We start from the raw sequence: 18,889 nt of genomic DNA, 5'->3' as shown, positions 1-18,889 counted from the left end.
CTGCCATGGGTCTGAAGAGAGAAAACCCCGGTCGGGGTTTCTTGTTTTTGACCCTGCCGGGTGGTTGTTTTTCGAGGCCGGGTTTCGGCCCGGCGGCCGACCTACCTTTCTTTGATTCGTCAAAGAAACGTAGGCCAAAGAAAGACGACCCGAATGCCCGCGACCCCTTCGCTGCGCTGCGGGGCAACCTGCGTCGGGCCGCCTGCGGGGTTCGCCGCAGAACTCACTGCGCGCTGCGCGCTCCGTTCAGACAACTGCGGCGAGTCAGTTGACGAAGCAGTCCTGTCCTGCGGCAGGACTGCAACCCCGCAGACGGCCCGACGCAGGCGCGGGCATACGGGATTGGGGGCGGGGAGATGGGGCGGGGCCGGGGGCGTCAGCCGTTCTTTTGCAGGGAGCGGATGACGCTGGAGAAGTCCAGGGCGCCGTTGCCTGCGATGGAGTGCATAGCGTACATGGCGCGGGCCATGCCGCCCAGGGGCGTGGAGGCTTTGACGGCCATGGCGTTTTCCTGGGCCAGGCCCAGGTCCTTGAGCATGAGGTCGGTGCCGAAGCCGCCTGCGTAGTTCTTGGAGGCGGGGGCGTTTTCGTGGACGCCGGGGAAGGGGTTGTATTTTTCCAGGGCCCAGTTGCCGCCCGAGCTGCGGCGCATGATTTCGCTGAGGACCTTGGGGTCCAGGCCGTTGGCCACGCCCAGGGCGATGGCTTCGCTGGTGCCGATCATGAGGATGCCCAGCAGCATGTTGTTGCAGATCTTGGCGGTCTGGCCCGCGCCCACGGCGCCGGCGTGGAAGATGTTGGCGCCCATTTTTTCGAGCAGGGGGCGGGCGCGCTCCAGGTCGGCGTCGCTGCCGCCGACCATGAAGGTGAGGGTGCCAGCAATGGCGCCGCCCGTGCCGCCGGAGACGGGGGCGTCGATGAAGGCAATGCCTGCGGCTTCGGCGGCCTTGGCGACCTTTTGGCTGGTGGCGGCGGCGATGGTGGAGCTGTCGATGATGAGCGCGCCCTTGGCAATGCGCTGCAGCAGGCCGGCTGCGCCGTCACGGCCGAGGAAGAGGCCTTCCACGTGCTGGCTGGCGGGCAGCATGGAGACCACGGCTTCTGCGCCCTGCACGGCGTCTTCGGCGCTGGCGGCAATGCTCACGCCCTCTGCAGCGACCTTGGCGCAGGCGTCCTTGGAGAGGTCGAAGGCCTTGACCGTGTGGCCGGCCTTGTGCAGGTTGATGGCCATGGGGCCGCCCATGTTGCCGAGTCCGATGAATGCGATCTGCATGTGCTTGTCTCCTGTGTTGTGAAGCTTGTGGTGTGTCTCAGTGGCCCGTGTCGCCGGTGTACTTTTCGCCGGTGTCCATGTCGCCGGTGTCCATGTCGCCGGTGTCCTTGTCACCGTTCGCAATGTCGGCGCCGCGTTCCTTGAGCAGGGAGCGCAGGATGCCGCGGTGGCAGCGCGCCTCCTGCTCGCAGTAGCAGCCGATGGCAAAGGCGCTGTGCTGCGAGAGGGCGGCCAGCAGGTCCAGGGTGCGGCTGGCGGCGGGCTCGGCCATTTCCTTGCGGAATTTGCGCACGAATTGCTGCCAGAGCTTGTCGGCCTCGGCCTGCTGGCCGTGGTCCTGCAGGCGGTGCGATTCGAGCGCGGTGTGCATGGTGTCGGGCTGGGGCGAGAGTTCGGGGTACCAGACGTCGTAGTAGTCGCGGCTGGCGAATTCGGCCTTGGGCACGCCGCGCGGCGGGCGGCGCACGGTGCCTATGCGCAGGCCTTCATCGGCGTGGCGGGGGCTGCCTAGCTGGACGATGCGGATGGGCATGGGGCTCTCCTGCAAAGGGGGCTTATTCGTCGCCGAAGATGGGGTGCCTGCGTGTGCGGCGCCCGGCCGGGGCGGGCGGCGCCGGCGGTGTCTTTGCGTCGGCGGGCGCGGGTTCGCTGGCCTGGGCCTTGCGCTTTTTCGGGGGCGTGGCCTTGGCGTGGGGGTTGAAGGCCAGGGCCTGGGCAATCCAGTGCTGCCACTGCTGGCGCGTGGCGTAGGCGGCGGGGCCGATGAAGAAGTAGCCGTCCATCTGGCCCTTGGATGAGAGCGGGCGCAGGCCCGGCGTCTCGGCCACGGCCGCGTGCTGCGAAGGCGGCAGGCGCACCAGCAGTTCGTCGTCTTCCACGCCCAGGCACAGCTTGCCGTTGACCATGAAGACATGGCAGCCGAACATGCGCTTTTCCTGCACGTCGTCGCAGCCGGCCAGGGCTTCGCGCACGGCGTCTATGAGGTGCAGCGTGGTGTCGGAGAGCGGGCGGGCGGGCATGGCGCGGGCTGGATGTGGATGGATCAGCGGATCATGTCCGGCGCATCGCCTTCCAGCATGCGCCGCGCGATGATGACGCGCATGATTTCGTTCGTGCCTTCGAGGATCTGGTGCACGCGGGCATCGCGCATGAGGCGCTCCAGCGGGTATTCGCGGATGTAGCCGTAGCCGCCGTGCAGTTGCAGGGCTTCGTTGCAGACCATGAAGCCGGCATCGGTGGCAAAGCACTTGGCCATGGCGCAGTAGGTGGAGGCGTCGCGCGCGCCGGCATCGAGCTTGGAGGCGGCCAGGCGCACCATCTGGCGCGCGGCCACGAGTTCGGTGGCCATGTCGGCCAGCTTGAACTGCAGGGCCTGGAAGCTGGCAATGGGCTTGCCGAACTGCTTGCGCTCGTGCATGTACTGCTGGGCCTGGGTGAGTGCGCCCTGGGCGGCGCCCACGGAGCAGGTGGCGATGTTGATGCGCCCGCCGTCCAGGCCCTTCATGGCGATCTTGAAGCCTTCGCCCTCGCGGCCCAGCAGGTTGTGCGCGGGAATGCGCACGTTGTCGAAGCTGATGACGCGCGTGGGCTGGCTGTTCCAGCCCATTTTTTCTTCTTTCTTGCCGTAGCTGATGCCGGGCAGGTCGGCGGGCACGGCAAAGGCGGAGATGCCGCTGGCGCCCGAGCCGGCGTCGCCCGTTCTGGCCATCAGCACCAGCATGTCGGTGCTGCCCGCGCCGCTGATGAAGGCCTTGGCGCCGTTGATGATGTATTCATGCCCCGCCAGTTCGGCCCGGGTCTTGAGCGAGCCGGCGTCCGAGCCCGCGCCGGGCTCGGTCAGGCAGTAGCTGGCCAGCTTGCGGCCGCTGGTCAGGGCCTCGCCCCATTCGGCGCGCACGGCGTCGGTGGCCCAGGTGCCCAGCATCCAGGTGGCCATGTTGTGGATGGTGATGAAGGCGGTGGTGGAGGGATCGACGGCGGCCAGTTCCTCGAAGACCATGGTGGCATCCAGGCGCGGCAGCTGCAGGCCGCCGGCGTTCTCGGGCGCGTACAGGCCGCAAAAGCCCAGTTCGCCCGCCTTGGCGATGGCCTCGCGCGGGAAGATGGATTCACGGTCCCAGTGCGCGGCATGGGGCGCGAGTTCGGCCTGGGCAAAGGCGCGGGCCGATTCGGCAAAGGCGCGCTGGTCGTCGTTGAGTTCGAAGTCCATGGCTGGCTTGTCTCCTGCGTTGGGCTCTGGGGCCCTTGTTGTTCTGGGGGGGGCTGTCGGTGGCTGTGGGGGGCGTGCGGCGGTCAGTGCTGCAGCCAACGCTCCAGCGCCTGCATGCGCTCCTGTGTCGCGGCCGTGAGGCATTCGTGGTACAGGCGCGGGCCTTCAGGCTGGGTTTCGCTGTCGCGCGTGGCGGCCTTGCAGCGCGCCGTGCGGCCCTTGATCCAGCCGTTCTGGTCGTGGCGCAGGCCCGTGCGCTTGCCCTGGGGCAGTTGCTGCATGACGTCCAGGTAGCGGATGTTGAGCGCGGTGTCGGCCTCCTGGAAGGCCTGGACCGCGCAGGCATTGCGGCTGGCGGCGGCGGTGGAGGCCGGGTCGCAGGCTGCACCGGCCTGCGCGTGAAGGGTCAGGGGCAGGGCGGCCAGGGCGGTCAGCAAGGCGGCACCCAGGCCCCGGGAGAGGGAGGCGGTCATTGGAAAACGCATGCCGCCATCATCCCAGAGCCGGGGCCTGCCTCGGATCAATCCAGGCCCGCCCATCCGTGCATCAGCGCAGGCTGATGGTGGTGTTCACGCCCTGGCTGGTGGTGCTGTCGTCGAACCAGCGCGCCGTGACGGTCTTGGTCTGCGTGTAGAACAGCACGACCTGCTTGCCGTAGGGACCCAGGTCGCCCAGCTTGGAGGCGCGGCTGCCCGTGAAGGAGAACAGGGGAACCGGCACGGGAATCGGCACGTTGATGCCGACCTGGCCCACGTCGATGTCTTCCTGGAACTTGCGCGCCGCAGCGCCCGACTGCGTGAAGATGGCCGTGCCGTTGCCGTTGGGGTTGGCGTTGATGAACTCGATGGCCTCGTCCAGGCTGTCGGCAGCCGCCAGGCACAGCACGGGGCCGAAGATTTCCTGGTCATAGACGCTCATGCCGGGCTTGACGCCGCTGAACACGGTGGGGCCGACGAAGTTGCCCTTGTCGTAGCCGGCCACCTGGGGCTTGCGGCCGTCCAGCTCCAGCTTGGCGCCGTCGGCCAGGCCGCGTTCGATCAGGCTTTCCACGCGCGACAGCGCCGCGCAGGACACCAGCGGGCCCACGTCGGTGCCGGGCTCGGTGCCGCCGCTGACCTTGAGGGTCTTGGACTTTTCCACCAGCTCGGGAATCCACTTCTGCGCATCGCCCACCAGCACGGCCACCGACAGCGCCATGCAGCGCTGGCCTGCCGCGCCGAAGGCTGCGCCCAGCAGGGCGTTGAGCGTTTGCTCCTTGTTGGCGTCAGGCATGACGATGGCGTGGTTCTTGGCGCCCATCATGCATTGCACGCGCTTGCCGGCCAGGCTGGCACGGTTGTAGACATGGGTGCCGACCTTGGTGGAGCCCACGAAGCTGATGGCCTTGATGTCGGGGTGATCGCAGATGGCGTTGACCACGTCCTCGCCGCCGTGCACCACGTTGAGCACGCCGGGCGGAATGCCGGCTTCCAGGGCCAGCTCGCACAGGCGCATGGTGACCATGGGGTCCTGCTCGGAGGGCTTGAGCACGAAGGTGTTGCCCGTGGCAATGGCCATGGGGAACATCCACAGCGGAATCATGGCCGGGAAGTTGAAGGGGGTGATGCCCGCGCACACGCCCAGGGGCTGCAGCACGGAATAGGTGTCCACGCCGTTGGCCACGTTGTTGGCCAGCTCGCCCAGCTGCAGCGAGCCGATGTTGGCCGCATGCTCCACCACTTCCAGGCCGCGGAAGACATCGCCCTCCGCGTCAGGCAGGGTCTTGCCCTGTTCGGCGGTCAGCAGCGCGGCCAGCTCCTTCATGTTCTCGCGGATCAGCTGCTGCAGCTTCAGGAAGATGCGGGCGCGCTGGCCAATGGGGGTCTTGCGCCAGGTCTTGAAGGCTTCCTTGGCGTTGGCGACGGCGGCGTTGACCTCGTCGGGCGTGGCAAAGGGCACGCGGGCCAGCACTTCCTGCGTGGCCGGGTTGACCACATCGCGCCATTGGGTGCTTTGGGATTCGACCAGCTTGCCGTTGATCAGCAGCTTGACCGTGGGCGCCAAAACCTTGGCGGACGTGGATGCATTCATGGCTTGTCTCCTGTTGCGGTGGTGTCGGCCCGGCATGCCGTGCGCCGGGCGTTCATCGCATGGTAGCTGTGCGGTTTTTCGCAAGCAATGGAGATGTTTGCAGTATGCATGTGCGTTTTTGCACATCGGCATGCCAACTCGGCCACGCCAAAAAACATGGCCTGCGGTGTTCGCAGGCCATGCGGGTTCAGGGCTTGAAGGCTCAGTCCGTACCGGTGGCCGGCAGGCGGTCGTCTGCAGCGGGGCTGGAGTGGTGTACGGCGCGGGCGGCGGGCTTGTGCAGCGGCTCCAGCTTCACGCGGGCGCTGGCACCCAGGCCGGACTCCAGCTTGGTCAGCAGGCGCAAAAGCTCCTGCAGTTCCTCGTCTTCCAGCGGAGAGACCAGGCGGTGGTAGGCCTGGTCCACCAGCGGCACGCTGGCGGCCAGCAGGGCCCGGCCCTTTTCGGTGAGCGTGAGCTGGTGCTGGCGGCGGTCACGCGTGCTCAGCGCGCGGTGCACGTACTCGCGCTCTTCCAGCCCGCGCACTAGGCGCAGCGTGGTCACCTTGTCGAAGCCCATGGCGCGCGCCAGGGAGCTTTGGTCGGAGCCGGGGGAGGCGTCGATCAGCACCAGGGCGCCGTACTGGGGCGGCGTCAGTCCCAGGGGGCGGCATTGCTCTTCAAAAATGCCGACCGAAATCTGGTGGGCGCGCCGCAGCAAAAAGCCAGGGCGCTGATATAGCGGCAGTGGTGCAGGCGTCATCGTGTCCATATGCGTCTAGTATTCTTGCAGAGATGTCCAGTATTCATTCGATTTCCACCAATTGTGCCCATTCTGGTGCATGATTACCATGCGTTTGCATGCTAACTACAAAAGAGGTCTACATGCGAAATTTTGTTGGCAGACGGCAATTTTTGAAGACAAGCGGATTGGGAGTATTGGGTTTACCCGTAGCAGGCGCCATCGCCAGCACCGAGAGTGTGCCTCTGAAATTGATTGTGCCTTTCACTCCGGGGACTGGAATCGACACGATTGCGCGAACGATCGGGCCTTTGCTGGCCAAGCGCCAGGGCCGGTCCGTGGTGGTGGAGAACAAGCCGGGCGCCTCTGGAAATATCGGAACCGAGGCCGTTGTGCGCTCGCCCGCCAATGGCCAGACGCTTTTGGTGACAGTGAATACCCTGGTGATGAACGCATCGCTGTATCCCAAATTGCCATTCAATCCGCTGACGGACCTCGAGCCTGTAACGCTGACCAGCTGGGGACAGCTGATTTTGGTGACGCCCACGGCCTCCGCCTATCAGACGGCGGCCGATCTGGTGAAGGCGGCCAAGGCCTCGCCGGGCCGCATCAATTACGCATCGCCGGGAGTGGGCACTCCGCACCATATGGCGATGGAGCTTTTCAAGAGCACGGCGGGCGTATCGATCACGCACATCCCTTATCGCGGAACAGGCCCGGCGCTGACGGACCTGCTGGGCGGCCAGGTGGAATGCATGTTCCTGCCCATTCATGTGGCATTGACGCATGTGAAGGCCGGCAAGCTGCGCGCGCTGGGCATTGGCAGCCAGCGGCGCCACCCGCTGCTGCCCGATGTGCCCACGCTCAAGGAGGCCAAGGCGGGCGATGTGAACGTGGATATGTGGTACGGCGTGTTTGCGCCGGCCGGCATGCCGGCGGACCAGGTCGATGCCCTCAATCGCGAGATCCGCGCGATTTTGGCGTCGGAGGAAGTCCGGCATGCCTTCGCGCCCCAGGGCATGGATCCGGCCGGCAGCACGCCGGCCGAGTTCAAGGCCCTGGTGCAAAAGGACGCCCGGCGCTGGGCCGATCTGGTCAAGGCGCGGGGGATTACCGCCGAGTAGGCGGGGCGGGCGCCAACAGCGCCCCTGGAGAAAGCATGGAGAGTCAGCGGATGAAAGTAGCGATCGTGGGGGGCGGCATCGGAGGCCTGTGCCTGGCATTGGCCCTGCATCAAAGAGGCATTGCCTGCGAAGTCTTCGAGGCCGTGCCCGAGGTCCGCGAGATCGGCGCGGGCATTACCCTGCTGCCGCATGCCATGCGCGAACTCAGCGACCTGGGCCTGCAGCCGCAGCTGGAGGCGCTGGCGATCGAGAACCTGGAGAGCGTGTTCTTCAACCGCTACGGCCAGTTCGTCTACCGCGAGCCGCGCGGCCGCCATGCCGGCTATGAGCTACCCGAACTGGGCATCCACCGTGGCCGCCTGCACCGCGTTCTCTTCGAGGCCGCCGTGCAGCGCCTGGGCCCGGGTGCCGTGCACACGGGCCACCGCTGCGTGCGCGTGGACCAGTCGGCCCATGGCGCCACCGTGCATTTCGCGCCGGATGCCCAGGGCCATGTGCCGCCGTCGGCCACGGCCGACATCGTCGTGGCCTGCGATGGCGTCAACTCCGCCGTGCGGCGCCAGTTCTATCCGCAGGAGGAGCTGGCCTTCGGCGGCATCAACACCTGGCGCGGGGTCTCGCGCTTCAAGCCCATCCTCACGGGCAAGAGCTATCTGCGCATCGGCTCGGTCGATACCGGCAAGATGGTGATCTATCCCATCGAGGACAACGTCGATGGCCAGGGCATGCAGCGCATCAACTGGGTGGCCGAGATCCGCGACCCGCAGATGCGCATGAACGACTGGAACCGCGCAGGCCGCATGGAGGATGTGCTGGAGATTTTTGGCGGCTGGACCTTCGACTGGCTGGATGTGCTGGCCCTGATCCGCTCGGCCGAGACCATCTTCGAGTACCCCATGGTGGACAAGGACCCCGTGGAACAGTGGAGCTTCGGCCGCGTGACCCTGCTGGGCGATGCCGCCCACCCCATGTATCCGCGCGGCTCCAACGGCTCGGCCCAGGCCATGCGCGATGCGCGGGTGCTGGCCGACCTGCTGGCCGCCGACCCGCAAGGCGACCCGCTGGCGCTGCTGGCCGCCTATGAGGCCAGCCGCCTGCCCGCCACCAGCCAGGTGGTGCTGACCAACCGCTCCACGCCGCCCGACTTCATCATCATGAAGGCCGACGAACTCAGCGGCGGCCAGCCCTTCGGCCATATCGACGAGCTGATCAGCCAGGACGAGCTGCGCGCCATTGCCCGCCATTACGAGCAGGTGGCGGGGTTTGCGAATCCGCAGTCTCAGGGCTGAGGCAGGCGGCGGGCTCAATCCAGGCTGATATTCGCCTTCTGGATCAGCAGCTTGTACTGGTCCGCCTTGGTCCTGGCGAATTTCTCCATCTCCGGCACTTCCCAGGTGATGGGCTGGAAGGCGAAGGTGGCGAATTTCTCGCGCACCTGCGGGTCCTGCAGCACGGCGACCACGTCGGCGTGGATCTTGTCGCGCAGGGTGGCGTCCACGCCCTTGGGCGCCAGCAGGGAGACGAAGGAGTTCACGATCAGTTCGGCGGGGCCGCCCGATTCGGCCACGGTGGGCACGTCGGGCACCTGGGCGATGCGCTGGGGCGCGGCCACGGCCAGGTAGCGGATCTTGCCGGATTTGTAGATGCCCTGGCTGGAAGGAAGGCTGGCAAAGCTCCAGGCCGGATCGCCATTGGCCACCGAGGTGTAGAGCTGGCTGACCTCGCGGTAGGGCACATGGGTCATCTTGCTGCCGGTCAGGAAGTCCAGCCATTCGCCGCCCAGGTGGCCGGGGCTGCCCACGCCCCAGGAGCCGTAGCTGACCTTGCCGGGCTCGGACTTGGCCGCCTTGATCAGGTCGCCCATGCTCTTCCAGGGCGAGTTCGTGGGCACGGCGACGAAGAAGGGCGTGAGGAACAGCGGCGCCACGGGGTCGAAGTGCTGCAGCGGATGGAAGTTGCGCTGCTTGTAGAGGTAGGGCAGGGCGGATACATGTTCGCTGTCGAGCTGCAGCAGGGTGTAGCCGTCGGGCTTGGCGCGGCGTGCGGCTTCGATGGCGACAAAGCCGCCGCCGCCTGGGCGGTTGTCCACGGTCACACCCTGCTTCCAGCGCGCGGAAAGCTTTTCTCCCACGATGCGCAGCACGGCGTCCGGGCCGCTGCCCACGGCAAAGGCCGTGATCACGGTGACGGGGCGCGTGGGAAAGCTGGCGGCGCTGCTGGAGCCTGCCTGCGCCCAGGCGCAATGCAGCGGGGCGATGGAGGCCAGCAGCAGGGCGGCGCCTGCGAGGGCCTTGCGGCGGGAGGTGGCGGTGCCGAGGCGGCTGGATGGGGATGCTTTCACAGTCTGTCTCCTGTTGGATCTGCTTTTTTCACTGCTTGCAATGCCACGGTCCTTCTGGCGAGGACTCGGGGCGGGTTAGGGCTGCCGGCAAAGGTGCGGCGGGGTTCAGGCGAAGTTCAGCCGGCGTCAGGCTGGGCCAGGGGCGCGGCCTGCGCAAAGGCGGGCAGGGCCGCGCAGGCCCTGTCCACTGCGCTGATCAGCGGCCAGCGGTCCAGGTCCACGCCAAAGCGGCGTGCGCTTTCGATCTGGGGCACGAGGTAGACGTCGGCCAGCGTGGGTGCGTGGCCGAAGCAGAAGTCGCCGCGCCGCGTGTCGCGGGCCAGCAGGGCATCGATGGCGTCGAAGCCGTCGGCAATCCAGGTGGCGCACCAGGCATTGATGGCGGCTTCGTCCGCACCGAACTGGCGGCGCAGGGTCTGCAGGATGCGGCGGTTGTTGATGGGATGCACGTCGCAGCCGACGATGGCGGCCAGCGCGCGCACCTGGGCGCGGTCCTCGGGGTCGGCGGGCAGCAGCGGCGGCTCGGGGTGGCGCTCCTCCAGCCATTCGATGATGGCCGGCGACTGGATCAGCGTGCGGCCATCGTCCAGCGTCAGCGCCGGCACCAGGCCCTGCGGGTTGACCTGCTTGAACGGCGCCTGGGCCTGCTCGTCCACGCGCAGGTCCACGGGGAAATAGTCAGGGCGCAGGCCTTTGAGGTTGAGCGCGATGCGCAGGCGGTGCGAGGTGCCGCTGCGGAAAAAGCTGTAGAGCTTCATGGTGGTGGTCTCCCCGGCCTTATTCAGGCTCGCCCACGGTGAGCGCGATCTCGCCCACGCCCTGCACATGGCCCGTGATGCGGTCGCCCGGCAACACGGCACCCACGCCTTCGGGCGTGCCCGTGTAGATGAGGTCGCCGGGCTGCAGGTGATAGAACAGCGAGAGGTCGGCAATGATTTCGCGGATGTTCCAGATCAGCTTGTCCACGTCGGACTGCTGCCTGGTCTCGCCATTGACGGCCAGCGCAATGGCGCCGGATTCGATCACCTGGCCCGGCATGGGCACGATCTCGCTGGCCACCGAGGACTGCTCCACATCCTTGCCCAGGTCCCAGGGCCGGCCCTTGTCGCGCGCCACCAGCTGCAGGTCGCGGCGCGTCATGTCCAGGCCGCAGGCGTAGCCGTAGATATGTTCATGCGCCTGGTCCGCCGCAATGCGAAAACCCGCCTTGCCGATGGCCACCACCAGTTCCATCTCGAAGTGGTAGTTGTTCGTCTCGGGCGGGTAGGCCACGGTGGCTCCCGATTCGGTCAGCGTGGACGGCGCCTTGGTGAAGTAGAAGGGCCGCTCCACGCTTTTGTCCACCGGGCGGCCCATCTCGACGGCATGGGCGTGGTAGTTGCGGCCCACGAAGAACAGGCGGTTCACGGGCAGGCGCTGCGTGCTGCCGCGCACGGGCAGGGATTGGACGGGGGGCGGGGTCCAGAGGTATTGGGGGGCGGTCATGGTATTGGCGATGGGGGAGTAAAGAGACATCGGAGGATTCAAGGCCGGACTTCGTAGAGGCCCAGCTTTCGGTGCAAAGGCGCCTCGTCGGCCAGGAAGAGGAAGGCGGGCTCGCTGGCGCTGGCATTGGCCAGCGTGGCGGGCGCCCAGCCGGGCACGCAGCAGGTGTCGGCCGGGGCCAGGTCGAAGTGGCGGTCCACGGCGGCCACGCTGGCGCCGCCCTCGATGACATGGAACACGCAGGCCGGCGAGCGCGCGGGCAACTGCAGCGTCTGGCCCGGGCGCAGCATCAGCGCGTAAAAGCCCAGGATGTTTTCGCAGTCGGCCCCGGTCTCGGGGTTGGTGTAGGCCAGCTGCACGCAGTCCAGGTCCGGCCGGTCGGCGGCCAGCTCCAGCAGGGCGGCACGCGCATCCTTCCATGGGTAGCGCAGCATGGGGTAGGCCTTGGCGCTGCGGGCGAACACCTGCGTGGGTGCCAGGCCGCCGCGCGCATACGCCCGGTCGCCACGGCCGGGCAGGGCGGGCTGGCGCGGGCCGTCCACGTGGTAGGTGACTTCCAGGTAGTAGGCCAGGGGCAGGTCCAGCACATCGAGCCAGACCACGGGCTCGTCGCCGTCATGGCCATGCTCGTGCCACAGGCCCGTGGGCGTGAGGATCAGGTCGCCGCGCTCCATGGGGCATTTCTCGCCGTCGACCAGGCTCCAGGCGCCCTGGCCTTCCACCACCATGCGCACGGCATTGGGCGTGTGGCGGTGCGAGGGCGCCCACTCGCCGGGCAGCAGCAGCTGCATGCCCAGGTAGATGGAGGAGCTGGCCTGCATCTTCTCCAGCCCATGGCCGGGGTTGGCCAGCACCAGCACGCGGCGCTCGGCCTTTTCGATGGGCGTCAGCTCGCCCGCCTGCATGAGCAGCGGGCGGATGGACTGGTACGGCCAGGCAATCGGCTGGGTGCGCGGGCGCGGCGTGTGCGGCGGCATCACGTTGCGCAGGCTGGGCCACAGCGGCACCAGGTTGTTGCGCGTGAGTTCGTCGCGGTAGTCCTGGGGCAGGTCGTCCAGGCGGCCAAGTTCTTGCATGGCGGTCTCCTTGTGTTCAGTCTTCGGCGAGGCAGGTTTCGGCCTTCCAGCCGTACAGCCATTCCATGGCGTCGTAGAAACGCTGGGGCGTGCGGCCCTTCCAGAGGTCGTTGCGCACCAGGCGCTCCACGCCGCTGGCGTGGAAGATGCGGCCCATCTCGCGCGCGGACAGCACCACGCGCGCCGTGCGGGCGATGCGCGAGCGCTCGTACAGCCGCAGCGCCTCCGGCCAGTCGTTGCCGCAGCGCTTGAGCGCCTGGCCCAGCGTCACGGCGTCTTCCAGCGCCATGCAGGCGCCCTGGGCGATGTACTGCAGGGTAGGGTGGGCCGCATCGCCCAGCAGCGTGGCGCGGCCGAAGCTCCACTGGCCAATGGGCTCGCGGTCGGCCGTGGCCCAGCGCTTCCAGCTTTTGGGCAGGTCTATGAGCTGGCGTGCGCGCGGGCAGCAGTCGCTGTAGTAGCTTTGCACCTCTTGGCGGCTGCCTTCGCGCACGCCCCATTCCTCGTGCTCGCGGCTGTGGAAGGTGACGACCACGTTGTACTGCTCGCCGCCGCGCAGCGGGTAGTGCACCAGGTGGTAGTTGGGGCCGACCCAGATGCTGGCCGCGTTCCAGCGCAGGTCCTCGGGGAAGTCGTTCTTCTCCACCACGGCGCGGTACACCACGTGGCCGGAGACACGCGCCGCATCGCCCACGTACTGCTGGCGCACCACGGACTTCACGCCATCGGCGCCGATCAGGGCCTGGCCCACATGGACCTGGCCGTGCTGGTCGCGCACGGTGACGGTGTCACCCTCCTGCTGCACGGCTTCGATGCGGGTGCCCGTCAGCGTCTCGATTTGGCCGTGGGTGCGCGCACCTTCGAGCAGCGAGGTGTGGATGTCGGCGCGGTGGATCACCGCATACGGGTTGCCGAAGCGGGCACGAAACGCCTCGCCCGTGGGAATGCGGCCGACCAGCCGCTCATCGAGCGCGTCGTGCATCACCATCTCGTCGGTATAGACCGCGCGGCCACGGGCCAGCTCGCCAATGCCCAGCGCGTCGAAGGCCGCGAATGCGTTGGGCCCCAGTTGTATGCCGGCGCCGATCTCGCCCAGCTGCGGCGCCTGCTCCAGCACCTTGACGGCGAATCCCTGGCGTGCCAGGGCCAGCGCGGCCGCCACGCCGCCAATGCCGCCGCCTGCCACAAGAACGGGCAGCGCCCGGGAAGAAATGCTGGTGCTCATGGATGTCCTGTGCTTCGTGGTGCGTGTCGCTCGCCTGGGGGTCAGATGCGTCGCGACTAATTAAACAGTATGCTGACGATGAGTGTAGTGTTGATTTGCATCAGGCCAGCCTGGGGTTTCCCTGGATGCAGGCCAAACGGTGGTGGACAGCATGTCCGGGTGAATCACCTGTCCGCCAGCCAACGCCAACGGAGGGCGCGGTTCATGCGAACATCTGCGCTTGCCCGCAGGGACCCGGAAAAGAGCGCAATGGCCATGGACTACCAACCCGCAGAACTAGAAAACTACCCCGGCTACCACATCCGCCGCCTGCAGCAGATCGCGGTAGCCGTCTTCATGGAAGAGACCCAGGAATTCGGCGTGACCCCCGTGCAGTACGCGGCGCTGTCTGCCGTGCTGCGCCAGCCCGGCGTGGACCAGCGCACGCTGGCGCGGATGATCGGTTTCGACACCTCCACCATTGGCAGCGTCATCGACCGGCTGGAGGCGCGCGGCCTCATGGTGCGCAACACCAGCCCGGCCGACCGGCGCGTGCGCCTGCTGTCGGTCACCGCGGAAGGCGCTGCGCTGCTGGCCGCTGCCGAGCCCTCGGTGCTGCGGGCCCAGCAGCGCATGCTGGAGCCGCTGCCGCAGGAGCAGCGGGGCCTGTTCATGGAAATGATGGCCGTCCTGGTGCGGCAAAACGACGAGCTGGCGCGTGCGCCCAGCACGCTGGCCGCGCGCCGCGCCGCTGCCGACTGAGGCGACCTCGACCCATGGACTGGGACCATCTGAGATTCTTTGGCGAGCTGGCACGCAGCGGCAGCATGGCCGCCGCCGCGCGGCAACTGGGCGTGGAGCACACCACGGTGTCGCGCCGCATCCAGGCCCTGGAAAAGCAGCTGGGGGCCGTGCTCTTCGAGCGCGAAGCGGGCCAATGGCGGCCCACGGAGGCCGGCCGACAGCTGCTGGGCGTGGCAGACGCCATGCAGCGCGCCGCTGCCGGGCTGGAGCGCATGCCGCTGGCGGCGGAATCCACCAGCCAGGGCCCGTCCGGCCTGGTGCGCGTAGGCGCCACGGAGGGCTTCGGCACCCAGCTGCTGGCCCCGCAGTTGGCCGCGCTGACGCAGCGCCATCCGCTGCTGAGCATCGATCTGCTGGCCCTGCCGCGCCTGCTGCACCTGTCGCGGCGCGAGGCGGACATCGTCATCTCGCTGGAGCGCCCCACCCGCGGCTCGGCCGTGGTCACCAAGCTCACGGACTACCGGCTGTTCCTCTACGGCCAGCGCGAATACCTTGCGCGCCGTCCGCTGGTGGCGCGCACCGAGGACCTGCGCCACCACAGCTTCATCCACTACGTGGACGACCTGCTGTTCACGCGCGAGCTGCAGCTGCTGTCCACCCTGTTCCAGCCCGAGCGATTTGCCTTTCGCAGCACCAGCATCACCGCCCAGTACGAGGCCGTGCGCGCCGGCGCCGGCCTGGCCGTGCTGCCCGCCTTCATTGCCGACCGCGACCCCGTGCTCAGCCGCGTGCTGCCCGCCGAGGCCTGCTTCACCCGCACCTTCTGGATGAGCATGCCCTCGGATGCCCGGCAGGTTCAGCGCATCGAGGCGGTCTGGGGGTTTCTGAGGGAGGCTGTGCAGGGCATGGGCGGCTTGCTGAAGCCCAGAGCCTGAGGGCCTGCGGCGGTCAGGCCCCTGCCGCTATACTGCCCGCCCCGAATCTCGTCATCCGACAGCAGGATCTTCCGGCATGCGCCTCCAAGCCCTTTTGCGTCCACTGGTGTACCTGAGCCTGGCGGGGCTGGCCGCTTGCGGCAGCAACCCGCCCAGCCCCTCGGCGGCCACGCCCGAGTCCACGCCCATCGCGCCGGGCACACCCGTGGCACCCATCAGGATCGGTCTGGCCCTGGGCGGCGGGGCCGTGAAGGGCTTTGCCCACATCGGCGTCATCAAGATGCTGGAAGCCAATGGCCTTGCGCCCGCGGTGGTGTCCGGCACCAGCGCGGGCAGCGTGGTGGGGGCGCTGTATGCGGGCGGCATGAACGCCTTCGATCTGCAGGAAAAGGCCGTGGCGCTGGATGAGACCAAAATCCGCGACCTGCAGCTGTCCTCGGGCGGCCTGCTGGTGGGGCAGAAGCTGGAAGACTATGTGAACGAACAGGTGGGCCGCAAGCCGTTGGAGCAACTGGCCAAGCCCTTCGTGGCCGTGTCCACGCGGCTGGAAGACGGCGAGCGCACCGTGTTCGCGCGCGGCAATACGGGGCAGGCGGTGCGTGCCTCCAGCAGTATTCCGGGTGTGTTCCAGCCCGTGGCTATCGGCAAGTTCCACTTCGTCGATGGCGGCATCACCAGCCCCGTGCCCGTGGACGCCGCGCGCCAGCTGGGCGCCGATCTGGTGATCGCCGTGGACATCTCCAACAAGGCCCGCGGCAAGGCGCCCGAGAACATGCTGGGCGCCCTGGGCCAGTCCATTGCCATCATGGGCCAGAAGCTGGGCCAGGCCGAGCTGGCCCGCGCCGACATCACCATCCGCCCCAAGGTGCTGGACATCGGCCCGGCCGACTTCACCCAGCGCGCCAGCGCCATTCTTGAAGGCGAAAAGGCCGCCGTGGCCGCCATGCCCCAGATCCGCGAGCGCATCGCCCAGCTGCAGGCCGAGCGCGCCAAGGCCGCGAAGCTGGCCCAGCAAAAGGCGGCCGAAGCCCAGCACCAGGCCTGCCTGGACCAGCGCTCGCGCATGCAGAAGCTGGCGGAGATGGCGGGGATGGACGGCGCCTGCGCCAACCCCAACCCCTGATCCACCACGGCTGCGCGCGGGCTATCCGTACACCGGATAGCGGGCGCAAAGCCCCGTCACCTGCTCCCTGACCTGCGCCGCCACCTTGGCAAAGCGGGCGCCTTCCTGCGCATCCAGCGCATCGAGTACATCGCACAGCCAGCCGGCCAACTGCTTGCACTGCGCCTCGCCGAAGCCGCGCGTGGTGACGGCGGGCGTGCCTATGCGCAGGCCCGAGGTCACGAAGGGCGAGCGCGGGTCGTTGGGCACGGTGTTCTTGTTGGTGGTGATGTGCGCCTCGCTGAGCGCGGCGTCGGCGTCCTTGCCGGTGTAGCTGCGGTCGGACAGGTCGATCAGCATCAGGTGGTTGTCCGTGCCGCCCGAGACGATGCGGTAGCCGCGCTGCTGGATCACGGCGGCCATGGCGCGGGCGTTGGCCAGCACCTGGCGCTGGTAGGCCTTGAAGCCGGGCTGCAGCGCCTCCTTGAAGGCGACGGCCTTGGCGGCGATCACATGCATCAGCGGCCCGCCCTGCACGCCGGGGAACACGGCCGAGCTCAGGCGGCGGTTGAAGGTTTCGTCCTGTCCCTTGGACAGGATCAGGCCGCCGCGCGGGCCGCGCAGCGTCTTGTGCGTGGTGCTGGTGACCACATGCGCGTGGGGCAGGGGGCTGGGGTATTCGCCCGCAGCCACCAGGCCTGCGACATGGGCCATGTCCACCCAGAACACGGCGCCCACCTTGTCGGCAATGGCGCGCATGCGGGCCCAGTCCTTGTGGCGCGAGTAGGCAGAGAAGCCGCCTATGAGTATGCGGGGCCGGTGCTCCAGGGCGATGCGCTCCATCTCGTCGTAGTCGATCAGGCCCGTGGCGGGGTCCAGGCCGTAGGGGACGATGCGGTAGTGGCGGCCCGAGAAGTTGGACGGGTTGCCATGCGTCAGGTGGCCGCCCTGGGCCAGGTTCATGCCCATGACGGTGTCGCCGGGCTGGGCCAGCGCCAGGAACACGGCGGCATTGGCCTGGGCGCCGGCATGGGGCTGCACGTTGGCGTAGTCGCAGTCGAACAGCGCCATGGCGCGTTCCACGGCCAGGCGCTCGGCCACGTCCACGTTCTCGCAGCCGCTGTAGTAGCGCTTGCCGGGGTAGCCCTCGGCGTACTTGTTGGTGAAGACCGAGTTCTGCACCGCCATCACCAGCGGGCTGGCGTAGTTTTCGGAGGCGATGAGTTCCACATGGTCTTCCTGGCGGCGTTTCTCGTTCTGGATGGCCTTGGCCAGCTGCAGGTCGAAGTCGGCCAGGGTCAGGGATGCGTCGTACATGGGTGAGTGGTTCCTGTGTCGGGGCAAGGGCTGGGGGAGTCGATGGTCATGCAGCTGCCAGCTGGCCTGCGGCGGGGGCGCCTGCCTGCGCGGCGCTGGCCGGCTCCAGCAGGCAGGCCAGGCGGGCGACGATGTCGTCGATCTGGCGCTCGTCGCATATCAGCGGCGGCAGCAGGCGGATGGTGGATTCGCGCGTCACTGTGATCAGCAGGCGCTGCTGGGCCAGCGCGCGGCCCACCAGGTCCTGGCAGTTGCGGTTCAGCTCGATGCCCACCATCAGGCCCTGGCCGCGCACGGCCAGCACGTCGGGGTGGCCGTGCAGCGCCTGCTGCAGGCCGTTGAGCAGGCGCCGGCCCAGTTGCCTGGCGCGGCCGGGGATGTCCTCGGTCTCCATGATGTCCAGCACCGTGCAGCCCACGCGGCAGGCCAGCGGGTTGCCGCCGAAGGTGGAGCCATGCTGGCCGGGCGAGATCAGGTCGGCCGCAGGCCCGCGCGCCAGGCAGGCGCCGATCGGAATGCCGTTGCCCAGGGCCTTGGCCAGGGTCATCACATCGGGGGCGATGCCCGCGTGCTGGTGGCCGAACCAGGCGCCGGTGCGTCCCAGGCCGGTCTGGATCTCGTCGAGCATCAGCAGCCAGCCGTGCCGGTCGCACAGGCTGCGCAGCTGGCGCAGGTAGTCGGGGCTGGCCAGGCGGATGCCGCCTTCGCCCTGCACGGGCTCGATCAGCACGGCCACGATGTCGCCATGCTGGGCGGCGGCGTGGTGCACGGCCGCGATGTCGTCATAGGGCACGCGCACGAAGCCCGGCATCAGCGGCTCGAAGCCGCGCTGCTTGGCCGGGTTGCCCGTGGCCGACAGCGTGGCCAGCGTGCGGCCGTGAAAGCCGTTGTCCATCACCAGGATCTGCGGCCGCGCCACCTGCCTGCGGTGGCCGTGCAGGCGCGCCAGCTTGAGCGCGGCCTCGTTGGCCTCGGCGCCGGAGTTGCAGAAGAAGGCCGTCTCCATGTCGGCCAGGGCGCACAGGCGCTGGCCCAGGCGTTCCTGCCAGTCGATGCGGAACACGTTGGAGGTGTGCAGCAGCAGGCCGGCCTGCTCGGCGATCACGGCGGCGATCTCCGGGTGCGCGTGGCCCAGGGCGGTCACTGCCACACCGGCAATGGCATCCAGGTATTCGGTGCCGTGCTCGTCCCAGAGCTGGGCCCCACGGCCACGGACGAAGGACACGGGCTGGCGGGCATAGGCCTTCATCAGGCGGGAATCAAGGGGTTGCATGGCTTTTTGCATGTC

At 68.1% G+C, this 18,889-nt stretch carries 19 protein-coding genes; 5 read left to right on the top strand and 14 right to left on the bottom strand.

Features of this window, described 5'->3' with window-relative positions; translation table 11 throughout:
- Nucleotides 1–376 precede the first annotated feature (376 nt).
- From mmsB to ACRSCF_RS15035, 7 genes are all read right to left on the bottom strand, one after another.
- A complete protein-coding gene (mmsB, locus tag ACRSCF_RS15065; protein WP_016446001.1) occupies nt 377–1,273 on the bottom strand; it encodes a 3-hydroxyisobutyrate dehydrogenase in 897 nt (298 codons plus the stop codon).
- 37 nt (nt 1,274–1,310) lie between these two features.
- Nucleotides 1,311–1,805, bottom strand: a complete 495-nt coding sequence (locus tag ACRSCF_RS15060) for a DUF488 domain-containing protein (RefSeq protein WP_034367515.1) — start codon at nt 1,803–1,805, stop codon at nt 1,311–1,313.
- Between the two features lie 22 nt (nt 1,806–1,827).
- The gene (locus tag ACRSCF_RS15055) at nt 1,828–2,292 is read right to left on the bottom strand and encodes a TfoX/Sxy family protein (RefSeq protein WP_034367518.1); all 465 of its coding nucleotides are present in this window, start codon (nt 2,290–2,292) and stop codon (nt 1,828–1,830) included.
- Between the two features lie 23 nt (nt 2,293–2,315).
- Nucleotides 2,316–3,482, bottom strand: a complete 1,167-nt coding sequence (locus ACRSCF_RS15050; RefSeq protein WP_432676059.1) for an acyl-CoA dehydrogenase family protein — start codon at nt 3,480–3,482, stop codon at nt 2,316–2,318.
- A gap of 83 nt (nt 3,483–3,565) precedes the next feature.
- A complete protein-coding gene (locus ACRSCF_RS15045) occupies nt 3,566–3,967 on the bottom strand; it encodes a lysozyme inhibitor LprI family protein (RefSeq protein WP_052151730.1) in 402 nt (133 codons plus the stop codon).
- Between the two features lie 61 nt (nt 3,968–4,028).
- Nucleotides 4,029–5,552 (bottom strand): CoA-acylating methylmalonate-semialdehyde dehydrogenase, encoded by a 1,524-nt coding sequence (locus ACRSCF_RS15040; RefSeq protein WP_012205523.1) that lies wholly within the window; start codon nt 5,550–5,552, stop codon nt 4,029–4,031.
- A 202-nt stretch (nt 5,553–5,754) separates the two neighbouring features.
- Nucleotides 5,755–6,294: a MarR family winged helix-turn-helix transcriptional regulator gene (locus ACRSCF_RS15035; RefSeq protein WP_223275353.1), complete on the bottom strand. Its 540-nt coding sequence runs from the start codon at nt 6,292–6,294 to the stop codon at nt 5,755–5,757.
- Between the two features lie 122 nt (nt 6,295–6,416).
- Between ACRSCF_RS15035 and ACRSCF_RS15030 the strand changes: the two genes are divergently transcribed.
- Together ACRSCF_RS15030 and ACRSCF_RS15025 are read left to right on the top strand one after the other, a co-directional pair.
- Entirely contained in the window at nt 6,417–7,397 is a 981-nt protein-coding gene (locus ACRSCF_RS15030) for a tripartite tricarboxylate transporter substrate binding protein (protein ID WP_034367524.1), read from the top strand.
- 50 nt (nt 7,398–7,447) lie between these two features.
- Entirely contained in the window at nt 7,448–8,686 is a 1,239-nt protein-coding gene (locus ACRSCF_RS15025; protein ID WP_034367527.1) for a flavin-dependent oxidoreductase, read from the top strand.
- Between the two features lie 14 nt (nt 8,687–8,700).
- Here ACRSCF_RS15025 and ACRSCF_RS15020 read toward each other — a convergent pair whose 3' ends face one another.
- From ACRSCF_RS15020 to ACRSCF_RS15000, 5 genes are all read right to left on the bottom strand, one after another.
- On the bottom strand, nt 8,701–9,738 hold the full coding sequence (locus tag ACRSCF_RS15020) for a Bug family tripartite tricarboxylate transporter substrate binding protein (protein ID WP_244451665.1): 1,038 nt from the start codon (nt 9,736–9,738) through the stop codon (nt 8,701–8,703).
- Nucleotides 9,739–9,854: 116 nt separating this feature from the next.
- Nucleotides 9,855–10,496 (bottom strand): maleylacetoacetate isomerase, encoded by a 642-nt coding sequence (maiA, locus tag ACRSCF_RS15015; RefSeq protein ID WP_034367530.1) that lies wholly within the window; start codon nt 10,494–10,496, stop codon nt 9,855–9,857.
- Between the two features lie 19 nt (nt 10,497–10,515).
- On the bottom strand, nt 10,516–11,223 hold the full coding sequence (locus ACRSCF_RS15010) for a fumarylacetoacetate hydrolase family protein (protein WP_126312313.1): 708 nt from the start codon (nt 11,221–11,223) through the stop codon (nt 10,516–10,518).
- A gap of 38 nt (nt 11,224–11,261) precedes the next feature.
- Nucleotides 11,262–12,299, bottom strand: a complete 1,038-nt coding sequence (locus tag ACRSCF_RS15005; RefSeq protein ID WP_244451664.1) for a cupin domain-containing protein — start codon at nt 12,297–12,299, stop codon at nt 11,262–11,264.
- 16 nt (nt 12,300–12,315) lie between these two features.
- Complete coding sequence (locus tag ACRSCF_RS15000; RefSeq protein WP_034367533.1) at nt 12,316–13,524, bottom strand: 3-hydroxybenzoate 6-monooxygenase; 1,209 nt, start codon at nt 13,522–13,524, stop codon at nt 12,316–12,318.
- 204 nt (nt 13,525–13,728) lie between these two features.
- Between ACRSCF_RS15000 and ACRSCF_RS14995 the strand changes: the two genes are divergently transcribed.
- The 3 genes from ACRSCF_RS14995 (at nt 13,729) to ACRSCF_RS14985 (ending at nt 16,305) form a co-directional block, all read left to right on the top strand.
- Entirely contained in the window at nt 13,729–14,265 is a 537-nt protein-coding gene (locus ACRSCF_RS14995) for a MarR family winged helix-turn-helix transcriptional regulator (RefSeq protein ID WP_034367535.1), read from the top strand.
- Between the two features lie 14 nt (nt 14,266–14,279).
- The gene (locus ACRSCF_RS14990; protein WP_016446014.1) at nt 14,280–15,182 is read left to right on the top strand and encodes a LysR family transcriptional regulator; all 903 of its coding nucleotides are present in this window, start codon (nt 14,280–14,282) and stop codon (nt 15,180–15,182) included.
- Nucleotides 15,183–15,258: 76 nt separating this feature from the next.
- Nucleotides 15,259–16,305, top strand: a complete 1,047-nt coding sequence (locus tag ACRSCF_RS14985) for a patatin-like phospholipase family protein (protein WP_244451663.1) — start codon at nt 15,259–15,261, stop codon at nt 16,303–16,305.
- Between the two features lie 21 nt (nt 16,306–16,326).
- Here ACRSCF_RS14985 and glyA read toward each other — a convergent pair whose 3' ends face one another.
- Together glyA and ACRSCF_RS14975 are read right to left on the bottom strand one after the other, a co-directional pair.
- Complete coding sequence (gene glyA, locus ACRSCF_RS14980; RefSeq protein WP_034367537.1) at nt 16,327–17,601, bottom strand: serine hydroxymethyltransferase; 1,275 nt, start codon at nt 17,599–17,601, stop codon at nt 16,327–16,329.
- Nucleotides 17,602–17,647: 46 nt separating this feature from the next.
- Nucleotides 17,648–18,886 carry an aspartate aminotransferase family protein gene (locus ACRSCF_RS14975; protein WP_244451662.1) on the bottom strand — a complete coding sequence of 413 codons (1,239 nt, stop codon included), beginning with the start codon at nt 18,884–18,886 and terminating at the stop codon, nt 17,648–17,650.
- Nucleotides 18,887–18,889: the final 3 nt, after the last annotated feature.

It is taken from the genome of Delftia sp. 11MD (genome assembly GCF_050907895.1).
GTDB classification, from domain to species: Bacteria; Pseudomonadota; Gammaproteobacteria; order Burkholderiales; family Burkholderiaceae_C; genus Comamonas; species Comamonas tsuruhatensis.
This window is presented reverse-complemented; position numbering and strand designations above follow the sequence as displayed.

Bases quoted from the DNA above. Each gene is read 5' to 3' on its own strand.
- mmsB (WP_016446001.1), bottom strand. From the start codon at position 1,273: ATGCAGATCGCATTCATCGGACTCGGCAACATGGGCGGCCCCATGGCC.
- ACRSCF_RS15060 (WP_034367515.1), bottom strand. From the start codon at position 1,805: ATGCCCATCCGCATCGTCCAGCTAGGCAGCCCCCGCCACGCCGATGAA.
- ACRSCF_RS15055 (WP_034367518.1), bottom strand. From the start codon at position 2,292: ATGCCCGCCCGCCCGCTCTCCGACACCACGCTGCACCTCATAGACGCC.
- ACRSCF_RS15050 (WP_432676059.1), bottom strand. From the start codon at position 3,482: ATGGACTTCGAACTCAACGACGACCAGCGCGCCTTTGCCGAATCGGCC.
- ACRSCF_RS15045 (WP_052151730.1), bottom strand. From the start codon at position 3,967: ATGCGTTTTCCAATGACCGCCTCCCTCTCCCGGGGCCTGGGTGCCGCC.
- ACRSCF_RS15040 (WP_012205523.1), bottom strand. From the start codon at position 5,552: ATGAATGCATCCACGTCCGCCAAGGTTTTGGCGCCCACGGTCAAGCTG.
- ACRSCF_RS15035 (WP_223275353.1), bottom strand. From the start codon at position 6,294: ATGACGCCTGCACCACTGCCGCTATATCAGCGCCCTGGCTTTTTGCTG.
- ACRSCF_RS15030 (WP_034367524.1), top strand. From the start codon at position 6,417: ATGCGAAATTTTGTTGGCAGACGGCAATTTTTGAAGACAAGCGGATTG.
- ACRSCF_RS15025 (WP_034367527.1), top strand. From the start codon at position 7,448: ATGAAAGTAGCGATCGTGGGGGGCGGCATCGGAGGCCTGTGCCTGGCA.
- maiA (WP_034367530.1), bottom strand. From the start codon at position 10,496: ATGAAGCTCTACAGCTTTTTCCGCAGCGGCACCTCGCACCGCCTGCGC.
- ACRSCF_RS15010 (WP_126312313.1), bottom strand. From the start codon at position 11,223: ATGACCGCCCCCCAATACCTCTGGACCCCGCCCCCCGTCCAATCCCTG.
- ACRSCF_RS15005 (WP_244451664.1), bottom strand. From the start codon at position 12,299: ATGCAAGAACTTGGCCGCCTGGACGACCTGCCCCAGGACTACCGCGAC.
- ACRSCF_RS15000 (WP_034367533.1), bottom strand. From the start codon at position 13,524: ATGAGCACCAGCATTTCTTCCCGGGCGCTGCCCGTTCTTGTGGCAGGC.
- ACRSCF_RS14995 (WP_034367535.1), top strand. From the start codon at position 13,729: ATGCGAACATCTGCGCTTGCCCGCAGGGACCCGGAAAAGAGCGCAATG.
- ACRSCF_RS14990 (WP_016446014.1), top strand. From the start codon at position 14,280: ATGGACTGGGACCATCTGAGATTCTTTGGCGAGCTGGCACGCAGCGGC.
- ACRSCF_RS14985 (WP_244451663.1), top strand. From the start codon at position 15,259: ATGCGCCTCCAAGCCCTTTTGCGTCCACTGGTGTACCTGAGCCTGGCG.
- glyA (WP_034367537.1), bottom strand. From the start codon at position 17,601: ATGTACGACGCATCCCTGACCCTGGCCGACTTCGACCTGCAGCTGGCC.
- ACRSCF_RS14975 (WP_244451662.1), bottom strand. From the start codon at position 18,886: ATGCAAAAAGCCATGCAACCCCTTGATTCCCGCCTGATGAAGGCCTAT.